We start from the raw sequence: 7,122 nt of genomic DNA, 5'->3' as shown, positions 1-7,122 counted from the left end.
CGATTAGCGGACCGACAATGCCGATATCAGCGGCGCGAAGCTCCCCCGTCACCACATCCACCAGCGTTCCGCCAGTAATGAGAACATCGAAAGCCGCATCGCCGCGCGCAGCGGCAACCGCGCGGGCGCGCAGCGCATCGTCGTTGAGATCGACCGGCTCGCGTATCGGGGATTGTGCACTCATCGGGCAGCCTCGCGGCGCAACGCCTCGAGAACCGCAGCCTTTGCCGCTTCGGCATTCACGGTGTCGGCGAAATGCGCGTTGAAGGCGGCAACCTTGTCGGCACGCGGCTCAACCACCGTTCGCCCGCGCGTTAGCGCCGCGTGAAGCTCGACATCGATCCGCGTATGGCGCCAGCCAAGCAGCTCGGAGGTGAAGCCGACAGCGGCAACGGGATCGTAAAGCGCCATGGCCGGTCTGCCGCGTCTCGTGGCGATGCCGATGAAACCTTCCAACAGGTCGGCAATCAGGCCGGCGTTTTTGCCGCCAGCATTTCGGATCGGCAGCACATCGGCTGGCGAGGCGGTGACCTTGCGGCAGGCGTCCAGATCGACCATGCGCAGCGGCAGGTCATGGGAAAGCACGATGGCCAGCGCTTCCGGATCGGCAAAGGCGTTGAATTCGGCAGATGCGGTGTGGTTGCCGCTCGTCACGCCGCCACCCATCCAGGTCAGATCGGAAATTTTCGCGGCAAGATCGGGCCGGGCAAGGCAAAGGGCGGCGATATTGGTAAGCGGGCCGAGCGCGAGGATACGCTTTTCGCCTGCCCCCTCAAGCCAGCCGCACAGCGCAGTGAAAGCGTCGCTTTGCGGCAGAGCGGGCGCATCCGGCAGGCTGCGGCCAACGGTCGGAATGCCGCTGTCACCCAGAATGCATTGTGCGGTTTCGAGCGCGCCAAGGACGGGTTTGGCACGGCCCTGATGGAGCGGCATGGACCAGCCGAAGGCGGCGACCGCGCCTGCGGCGTTGCTGCAGACAACATCCAGCGTCGCATTGCCGAAGACCAGCGAAATGCCGTCTATGGCAAGGCCTGCCGATTGCACCACCATGATGGCGGCGATATCGTCAAAGCCCATATCGGTATCGATCCACACACCCATGATCAGCCAAACACCTTGAGGCTTGCCGCCTTTTCGACCGGAAGGTCGAAGGCGAGCGTATCACCAATCGTATGGGCGGTCAGCGCAGCATCGGTCTCCGCCTTGATGGGACCAAGCAGCGTATCCAGCAGGTACTCACGGGTATTTCCGGCAAAGGATGTGCCGCGCACGGTTCCCTGGAAAGGACCTGAACCAAGGGTGACCATGCGCGGCCGCCAGGCCAGTCCAGATGCTGAAGGGACTGGTCCGGTAAGCGGTGTTGTGCCGTTTTCGGTTTTCAACGCGCCGCCTTCCAGCGCGAAGATGTTTTCAAAGCCAACGAAATCCGCCACGAAGGCGGAAACCGGCGCATTATAGATCTCTTCCGGTGTACCGATCTGCTCAATCTTGCCGCCCTTCATGACGACAATACGGTCGGCCAGTGCGAGCGCCTCGATCTGGTCATGGGTGACGAAGATCATCGTCACACCGGTTTCCTTCTGCACGCGCTGCAATTCGGTGCGCATTTCAAGCCTGAGGCGCGCATCAAGGTTGGAGAGCGGCTCATCGAGCAGCAGGACCTTCGGCTCCATGACCATGGAGCGCGCCAGCGCCACGCGCTGCTGCTGGCCGCCGGAAAGCTCGGCCGGCTTGCGCGATGCGAAGTTCGACAATCCCACGGACTTCAGACCGGAGGCGACCTTGTCATCAAGCGCCTTGCCATTCATGCCCTTGAGTTTCAGGCCGAAGGCGACGTTTTCGTAAACCGTCAGGTGCGGAAACAGCGCATAGGACTGAAACACCAGCCCGACGGCGCGCTTGTTGGCGGCGACGCGGGTGATATCGGTGCCGTCGAGATCGATGCGCCCGCCCGCCACCGGCATCAGCCCGGCAATGGCGCGCATCGTGGTGGTCTTGCCACAGCCGGAAGGACCGAGCAGCGCGAGAAGTTCACCCTTGCGGATATCGAGGTCGAGATCCTTGACGGCGATGCTGTTGCCGTAGGCGAGCGAGACTTTTTGGAGCGAAAGGTAATTTGCGTCAGACATAACGGGAGAACCCCAGAAAACGTTCGGCCAGGAAGACGATGCCGATGGAAAGGAAGGCGAGCAGCGATGAGAGTGCAGCGACAGACGGATCGAAGACGATTTCCATGTAGCCCAGCATGTCGATTGGCAGCGTGCGCACGCCCGGACCCGACAGGAACAGCGACACGGGCACCTGATTGAAACTCGTCACGAAACCGAGGATGAAGGCCGACAGGATGCCGCCGCGAATATTGGGCAGCACCACACGGAAAAATGCGCCAAACCGCGACGAGCCGAGCAGCACCGCCGCCTCCTCGATATCCGAACGCAGATTGTTGAGGCTGGCCGAAACCACCCGTACCGCATAGGGCAGGATGAGCGCCGTGTGCGCGAGAAACAGGGCAAGCGTGATGCCGATGCCGAAGGGCACGACGAAATAGCGCAGCAGCGCCAGACCGACGATGATACCCGGCACGATGATCGGCGCCGAAACGATCGTGCGCACGGTTTCCGCAAAGGGCAGTTTGTAGCGCGACATGGCGTAGGAAGCGGGAATACCGAGGACGAGCGCCGTGAATGTGCCGCCGATGGCGAGGAACATCGACATCGCGAAGCTTTCACGGAAACTTTCGACGGTGAAGACCTTCGCGATCCATTTCAGTGAAAAGCCCTGCGGCGGAAAGGCGAGCGTGTCGCCGGCCGAAAACGAGGCCGCAACGATGATGAGGAACGGCCCGATCAGGAAGCCGACAACGAGCAGGAGCGTGAGCGGAATGAAGAGCTGCCGGGTCATTTCTTGTTCCTTGCGGTGGCGATGCGCTTCAGCAGGATATTGGCGGCAAAGCTCATGACGATCAGGATGAAGGCGATGACGCTTGCGGCGACGAAATTGTTGGAGACCGTCACCTGCTGGTAGAGCAGGGTTTCCAGCATCAGCACCTTGGAGCCGCCGAGAATGGCCGGCGTGATATAGGCCGTGAGCGAACCGGTGAAGACCAGCGTGCCGCCGACAACAAGCCCCTCCTTGGTGAGCGGCAGGATGACCTTCCAGAACACCTGCAGCCAGTTTGCGCCGAGAACGCGGGCGGCTGCGATCGTATCCTTGGGCATATTCTCCAGCGCACTGATGAGGGAAATGATCATCAATGGCAGGAACAATTGCAGAAGGCCGATGAAAACAGCCGTTTCGGAAAACAGTATACGGATCGGAGCATCGCTCAGTCCTACAGCCTGAAGCGCCTGGTTGACGATGCCGGTTCTTCCGAGAATGACGATCCAGGCATAGGTGCGGGCAACCGGCGAGATCATCAGCGGCAAGACGACCAGATTGACGACATGTCCTTTCGCGCCCTGCGACAGATTGACGATGGCGAAAGCCGCCGCATAACCCACCACCGCAGATACGATGGTGACGAGCGCGCCAAGCTTCAGGGTGCGCAGGAAAACCGCCCTGTTCAGCGGATCGGAGAAGAAATCGGCGTAAGCGGACAATGTCCAGCCGTCAGTGGTGTGAAAGCCTTCCGACAGGAGCATGAAGACCGGCACAAGAAAGACCGCCGCCGCGAAAATAGCGGCGGGCAAGGCAAGCGCCAGCGCTTCGGCCCGGTTCTGAAACATCGCTTTATTCCCTGAACGGCCCGCGGCCGATTGTTACTGCAACCGGCCAGGGCCAGCTTGCGGAATTGAGAGGTGGAAAAGCGGTCAGGGGACGACCAAACCGCTTTTCCGGGAATGGAGCCGCCCTTTCGGACGTTTTAAATGCCCCATTCCAAACCTTGATAAGGACTTACTGGCCGACCTTGGCGTTCCACTCCGACAGCCACTTGTCACGGTTGTCGAGCGTTACGGCGGAAGGAATGAGCTGCAGGCTTTTTGCGGTTTCGTCCCCATAGGTGATATTGTTCGCCACCTCGTCGGACACCTTGACTTCCTTGTTGGTCGGGCTGTCCACGAGCTTTTCGGCCAGCGCCTTCTGAACGTCGGTCGAGAGCCAGAAATCCATGAACTGCAGCGCCAGATCTTCGTTCTTCGTGCCCTTTGGCACCACGAGCACGTTCATGCCGCCGGTCTGGCCTTCCTTGGGGGTTGCCCAGGCAAGCGGCAGATCGAGCTTGGTAAAGGGCGCCCAGGAGAAGCGGCCGATGGGGGCGGCCCAGATTTCTTCCTGCTGCATGAGCTGCACCAGCTGCGACGATTTCACGTAGAACGTGACGATATCGTCCTTCTTTTCGCCCACGGCTTCGATAGCGCCGGAGAGATCAGGCGTATCCTTGCCGATGGCCTTGCCCAGCATGTAAAGCGCCGGCGGGCCCTGATTGGTGGTGACATTCGGGAAAGCGACGTGGTCGACGATACCGTCCTTCAAAAGATCGGCCCAGCTATCGATCTTCATCTTGTCTGTGCGGTAAACGATTGACGTGGCGTAGAAATTGACGCCGACGCTCATGCCGTCGCCATTCGGATCCTTGGCGATGTCATAGAGCTTGCCGATATTCGGCACCTTGGCGGCATCGATCTTCTGGATCAGGTCCTTGCGGGTGGCGGAAAGCGCATCCGCCATGGAAACAATGGCGAGATCGACCACCGGATTGGCCTTGTTGGCCTCCATCTTGGCGAGGCGCTCAACGCTGTTGCCGGTCTCGACGACCAGCTTGCAGCCGCATTGCTTTTCGAACGGTGTATAGACCAGTTCCTTGAATTCGTCCTGCGCGAAGGCGTAGACCGAGATCGTCAGCGTCTTGTCCTGCGCCTGCGCGGCACCCATCGTCAGCATCAGGGCGGTGCCCGATGCAAGAATGATTTTTTTCATGGTGTGAGTTCTCCTGCTGTCGTGTTTTTGGCTTCAATCGCATCATGCTTTTTTTCGCCGGTGGAGCCGCGCATGATCAGCGCCATCGGTACTTTCGAGATTTCTGCCGTGACCTCGGCAGCTATGCCGTTTTCGAAGCCCGCCTCGCCATCGATCGCGCGCAACAGCGCATCCACGGCCAGATCGGCGATGCGGCGCATATCCATGCGCATCGTCGTCAGCGGCGGCGTCACCACGGCGGAGAAAATCAGATCGTCGAAGCCGGTGACACTCGCCTCTTCCGGCACCTCGATGCCCTCGCGCTGCAATTCAGTGAGCGCGCGCAACGCATGCAGGTCGGATACGGCAGCAAAAGCAGTGAAACCATCCCTCACCTTTTCGGTAAGGCCGAGACGGCAACCCGCACCATCCGCCTTTTCAATGGCGTCCACCCACAGCGTTTCCGTGACGCAGGCCTTGCCCAGACCATCGCGAATGCCGCCGAGGCGGTCGTTCTGCACATTTGAGTCGCGGTTCTTGCCGATCAGCACCACCTTGTCGTGTCCGAGGGCTGCCAGATATTCGCCGATCTGCCGGCCGCCGTCCCAGTGGTCAGCGGCTACCGTATTTCCGGGCGTCGAGGGGCTGTCGATCACCGCCACCGGGCAATCGACATCCGCGATACGCGTGCCGCGGCGGGGAACGACGACCATGCCATCCACTCCACGCTCGATCAGCCGGTTGATGGCGTCCGTCTGCATGGCGATCTCGCCGCGGGAGTCGGCGATCAAAACACCGTAACCGGCATTGACGGCTGCCTTTTCGATGGCCTGCGCGATCTGTGGGAAGAGTGGATTGGCGATATCCGGCAGCACCAGCCCGAGAACTCCTGACCTGCCGGTGCGCAGCGCCCTGCCCGCCGAACTCGGCACATAACCAAGTTCGCTTGCGGTCTTGCGGATGCGCTCCACCAGTTCCGGCGAAACACGGCCCTTGCCTGACAGCGCATTGGACACGGTTGCAACCGACACGCCGAGTGCCGCTGCTATCGCGCTCAGATTGGTGGCAGGCCGTGAAGACGCCATGATGGTCCGAAAGGGCTGATTAAACGTTTAATCAAGATAATCGACCAAAACCGTCGTGTCGAGTCCGGCCAGAGACAAAACCGGGCAAAAATCGAGGCACGAACTCTAAGTGCCCGAAAAAAGTGCGCTTATTTTTCCAGTGGCAGATTGCCAGCCGCACGATAGGCCTCGACCTGCCGTACCAGCCAGTCGCGAAACAGCACGACTGGAACGTGGTTGGCTCGGGATAGCGGCGCGACCGCATAATAGGAACTCGGGCTTTTGGCCTGATGATCGTAGGCTTTCACCAGTTGCCGCGATTTCAGTTCGTTATCGATCAGGAAAAGCGGCATCAAAGCCACGCCAAGTCCGGCGATACAGGCCTGTGCCACGCTGGAAAACTGCTCGAACCGCATGCCCTGCGGCAAAGCAAGCGAATGGCCGAGGCTCTCAAACCAGTGGCTCCAGGCACCCGGCCGCGAGGCCATGTGCAGCAGAGGCAGGCCGGCAATATCCTCACCTTTTTCGACCGGATGCGCCTTCAGGAATTCGGGGCTGCACACCGGCGCAACCATCTCATGCATCAGAAAGGTGCTTTCCGCTCCCGGCCAATCCGCCTGCCCGATGTGGATCGCCATATCCAGTTGCTCACGCTCGAAGTCGAACTGGCCGATGCGGGTGGCGAAATTAATGGTGATTTCCGGATGACTGGAGACGAAATCAGGAATGCGCGGCAGAAGCCAGCGGGTGCCGAATGTCGGCAGCATCGCTAGATTGAGCGTATTGCCATGCGTTTTGGTCATGATCTGCAACGAGGCGGCACGTATCTCGCCAAGGGCTGCGGCAATTGATTTCGCGTAAGCACCACCCTCGGTCGTCAGTGACACCCCACGCGCGCCGCGCTCGAACAGCCGCACCCCAAGCTGTTCTTCCAGTGACATAACCTGACGGCTGATCGCCCCTTGCGTCAAGGCAAGTTCATCGGCAGCGGCTGAAAAGCTGCCAAGCCGGGCAACGGAATCAAAGGCGGCAAGCGCACTGGTGGAGGGCAGGAGTTTGCGGCTGAGAGACGTCATGAGCCATTACTATATGTAATGCAAAAATGAGTAAACATGGCTTGTGCCATCAGGGGCTAACACGAATAATCCGGCCAGCAAATCCG

7 protein-coding genes and 1 pseudogene are annotated in these 7,122 nt (G+C 60.2%); all 8 read right to left on the bottom strand.

All coding sequences use genetic code 11. The features are described from left to right. Nucleotides 1-184, bottom strand: a pseudogene (locus T18_RS27805) (adenine deaminase); the annotation flags it as partial. Beyond that, nucleotides 181-1,101, bottom strand: coding sequence for a nucleoside hydrolase (locus T18_RS21195; RefSeq protein WP_003518107.1), 921 nt, complete (start codon nt 1,099-1,101; stop codon nt 181-183). The pseudogene T18_RS27805 and the gene T18_RS21195, both read right to left, overlap by 4 nt. Before the next feature lie 2 nt (nt 1,102-1,103). After that, nucleotides 1,104-2,129: an ABC transporter ATP-binding protein gene (locus T18_RS21190; RefSeq protein ID WP_003518108.1), complete on the bottom strand. Its 1,026-nt coding sequence runs from the start codon at nt 2,127-2,129 to the stop codon at nt 1,104-1,106. Next, nucleotides 2,122-2,901, bottom strand: coding sequence for an ABC transporter permease (locus T18_RS21185; protein WP_003504740.1), 780 nt, complete (start codon nt 2,899-2,901; stop codon nt 2,122-2,124). The genes T18_RS21190 and T18_RS21185 overlap by 8 nt, the downstream gene beginning before the upstream one ends. Then, nucleotides 2,898-3,725, bottom strand: coding sequence for an ABC transporter permease (locus tag T18_RS21180; RefSeq protein ID WP_003504739.1), 828 nt, complete (start codon nt 3,723-3,725; stop codon nt 2,898-2,900). The genes T18_RS21185 and T18_RS21180 overlap by 4 nt, the downstream gene beginning before the upstream one ends. A 169-nt stretch (nt 3,726-3,894) precedes the next feature. Beyond that, nucleotides 3,895-4,917, bottom strand: coding sequence for an ABC transporter substrate-binding protein (locus tag T18_RS21175; protein WP_003518109.1), 1,023 nt, complete (start codon nt 4,915-4,917; stop codon nt 3,895-3,897). Next, nucleotides 4,914-5,981 carry a LacI family DNA-binding transcriptional regulator gene (locus tag T18_RS21170; RefSeq protein ID WP_003518110.1) on the bottom strand — a complete coding sequence of 356 codons (1,068 nt, stop codon included), beginning with the start codon at nt 5,979-5,981 and terminating at the stop codon, nt 4,914-4,916. Before T18_RS21170 ends, T18_RS21175 begins: the two co-directional genes overlap by 4 nt. A 128-nt stretch (nt 5,982-6,109) precedes the next feature. Further along, nucleotides 6,110-7,036 (bottom strand): LysR family transcriptional regulator, encoded by a 927-nt coding sequence (locus T18_RS21165; protein WP_003518111.1) that lies wholly within the window; start codon nt 7,034-7,036, stop codon nt 6,110-6,112. Nucleotides 7,037-7,122: the final 86 nt, after the last annotated feature.

The sequence above is a fragment of the Rhizobium sp. TBD182 genome (assembly GCF_001950375.1).
Classification (GTDB): Bacteria; Pseudomonadota; Alphaproteobacteria; order Rhizobiales; family Rhizobiaceae; genus Agrobacterium; species Agrobacterium tumefaciens.
The sequence above is the reverse complement of the archived record's forward strand: the minus strand, read 5'-3'. Positions and strand labels throughout refer to the sequence as shown.

Bases quoted from the DNA above. Each gene is read 5' to 3' on its own strand.
- T18_RS21195 (WP_003518107.1), bottom strand. From the start codon at position 1,101: ATGGGTGTGTGGATCGATACCGATATGGGCTTTGACGATATCGCCGCC.
- T18_RS21190 (WP_003518108.1), bottom strand. From the start codon at position 2,129: ATGTCTGACGCAAATTACCTTTCGCTCCAAAAAGTCTCGCTCGCCTAC.
- T18_RS21185 (WP_003504740.1), bottom strand. From the start codon at position 2,901: ATGACCCGGCAGCTCTTCATTCCGCTCACGCTCCTGCTCGTTGTCGGC.
- T18_RS21180 (WP_003504739.1), bottom strand. From the start codon at position 3,725: ATGTTTCAGAACCGGGCCGAAGCGCTGGCGCTTGCCTTGCCCGCCGCT.
- T18_RS21175 (WP_003518109.1), bottom strand. From the start codon at position 4,917: ATGAAAAAAATCATTCTTGCATCGGGCACCGCCCTGATGCTGACGATG.
- T18_RS21170 (WP_003518110.1), bottom strand. From the start codon at position 5,981: ATGGCGTCTTCACGGCCTGCCACCAATCTGAGCGCGATAGCAGCGGCA.
- T18_RS21165 (WP_003518111.1), bottom strand. From the start codon at position 7,036: ATGACGTCTCTCAGCCGCAAACTCCTGCCCTCCACCAGTGCGCTTGCC.